Origin of the sequence: Paraglaciecola hydrolytica (assembly GCF_001565895.1) — a bacterium.
In the GTDB taxonomy this organism is placed as follows: domain Bacteria; phylum Pseudomonadota; class Gammaproteobacteria; order Enterobacterales; family Alteromonadaceae; genus Paraglaciecola; species Paraglaciecola hydrolytica.
Window position 1 is genome coordinate 145,778 of record NZ_LSNE01000007.1, and the last position, 1,757, is coordinate 147,534.

Genomic DNA, 1,757 nt, shown 5'->3' on the forward strand with positions numbered 1-1,757 from the left:
TATCTGTTGTTTGTCACTGCAAATCCATTGACGCCAGGTAGTAAGTTATCTATTGGATTATTGCAAACTAGTGTGTCTAACGAAACAGGAAGTATATCGCTTATATACTGTGAATACCCATTTGGTGAAGTAGACCTATTGAGATTGAAATATAAATCACTTGATTGTTCTGGGCAGTCGCAATACGTTTTTATGGATAATTTACGTCAAGTTGAATTTGAATATTTTGGTTGGAAAGATCGAGCAGCGTTATTTACGGCACAGACTGAATTATTAAGCGAGATTGTTAAAACAGAGCCTTATTGGCAGTCAGACTATTCAGCTATGGAAAAAGGCATTCTACCTAATTATATGAGAATACGTTTCCTTACTGAACAACAAAATAATAGTGCAATGTATTTTCGGATTGGGGATGAAGATCCTCGTATTGCCGCTTTGTCTTTTGGTTCATTTGATGAATAAACATAACGGGGCGGCGTTACTTATCGTTTTAATGCTGGCAGCCGTAATGGCTGTCTTTATGACAAGTACGTTAAGTAATACACGAGTTCAGTTTGATATGGCTGTTTCGCTAAATCAAAATATTGATAATCGTTTGAAGCTAGAAACCGCTAAATCGATGTTAATGATGGAGCTATACACTAGCACTTTACATTTAGTAGGCAAAAAAAAACAAAGTGCTGATGAATTAAAAAGTGATGCGCCTAATAACGATATTAATTTCTTTGGTAGGAAGTTTGTTTTTAATGATGTTGAAACAGTTATTCAAGATCAGTCTGGATTAGTGTCGTTACAGCCTTTTAATGACAAGTTATTTTCGTCATTTCTAGCACTTCATGAAGTTGATGACAAAACAAGAATGCAAATTGTTGATCAACTTCAAGATTGGTTAGATAAAGATAATTTTACGCGCATCCGTGGTGCTGAGAAAGGTGATTACCCACAGCCCTTTTTACCCACTAATAATGATTTTCAGACCTTACATGAACTTTTTTTAGTGCCTTCTGTCTCACCCGAGATTTATAACAGTATCAAAAATGATTTGAGTGTTTACTCTGGCTTCGACTTAGTGAGTAATTTTATGCCTGTACACCTTTTACCTTTGCAACTGAGTGATGATGAGACTAAAACACTAATTGAAACTAGGCAATTAACAGGGCCTTCCGACAATGAAATGAATGGTGAAGAGGAGGTTTATCCCTCCGGTTATTTTAATATTGAATTAAAATCAGTAGTTAATGGGCAAAATGCTTTATCTTTTAGTATCATACGGGGTTTGGGCACGCAGAAGCCATTCTATATAATAAATGAAAACTACAATTAATAAATATTTCCAGATAGGTTGGTGGTTTAGCGATTTTAAAGTCGCATCTTTGTTGAGTAATAGTGAGGAAAATCAGCCACAAAAGCGTTCAAAGTCATTATGCTTACTTCAAGATAAAGATTACTGGAAAGCTGTCCGAATATATAATGGCAATAGCCCTTTGGATTTATTACGAATTTTTAACGCGGAAAAAAAAGGAATTAGTCCATTCCCTGCAAAAGTATTTTGGAAAATAAAAAAAATTACATTTAAGCAATTGCAAGTTGAGTTTTATTGTATTCGCTATGAATTATATAAAGAACTCGCTACTCAATTTAAATTTGTTTTACCTGTAGTGACTCAGGCAGAGTCGGGGGTAGAGAGATTTAATACAAAAAGGGATATAGCAGTAAATTATCTTGATAATTCATTTGAAATGATAAAAAAACAGTCT

3 protein-coding genes are annotated in these 1,757 nt (G+C 34.4%); all 3 read left to right on the plus strand.

Annotated features, from left to right (window positions below; genetic code table 11):
• Positions 1-462, plus strand: a 462-nt coding sequence (locus AX660_RS14430; RefSeq protein ID WP_162266423.1) for a hypothetical protein, incomplete at its 5' end; no start/stop codon positions are given.
• Complete coding sequence (locus AX660_RS14435; RefSeq protein ID WP_068378180.1) at positions 455-1,324, plus strand: type II secretion system minor pseudopilin; 870 nt, start codon at positions 455-457, stop codon at positions 1,322-1,324. The genes AX660_RS14430 and AX660_RS14435, both read left to right, overlap by 8 nt.
• Positions 1,308-1,757: hypothetical protein (locus tag AX660_RS23325; protein WP_162266424.1), on the plus strand; the 450-nt coding region annotated here is incomplete at its 3' end. The genes AX660_RS14435 and AX660_RS23325, both read left to right, overlap by 17 nt.